Annotated in this window: 1 pseudogene; it reads right to left on the bottom strand. The window is 71.1% G+C overall.

Annotation, left to right across the window (positions count from 1 at the left end):
* A pseudogene (locus tag SB658_RS24190) lies at positions 1-270 on the bottom strand (hypothetical protein); the annotation flags it as partial.

Below are 270 nucleotides of genomic sequence, written 5' to 3'. Positions count from 1 at the left end.
CGAGCGCGCCTCGTCGGCGGTGATGATGCCGAGGTCGCGCGCGGTGACGGTCGACCAGAGATACCCGCCGATGTTCGTCGGCGAGGTGTAGGCACTCGAGGTCTCGAGATCGCCGGTGACGTTGTCGGCAGGAAGCCCGGTCTCCTCGTCGGTCATCGCCACGAGGGACTGCCAGGTGTCCTCCGCCCATCGATTCAGGTCCTGGGTGCCTGGTCGTCCGCCACCCGCCGCGGCGGGGCCGGCGAGGGCCAGGCCGGCGACGACCACTCC

Origin of the sequence: Bacillus sp. SIMBA_008 (assembly GCF_046535495.1) — a bacterium.
In the GTDB taxonomy this organism is placed as follows: Bacteria; Bacillota; Bacilli; order Bacillales; family Bacillaceae; genus Bacillus; species Bacillus subtilis.
The sequence above is the reverse complement of the archived record's forward strand: the minus strand, read 5'-3'. Positions and strand labels throughout refer to the sequence as shown.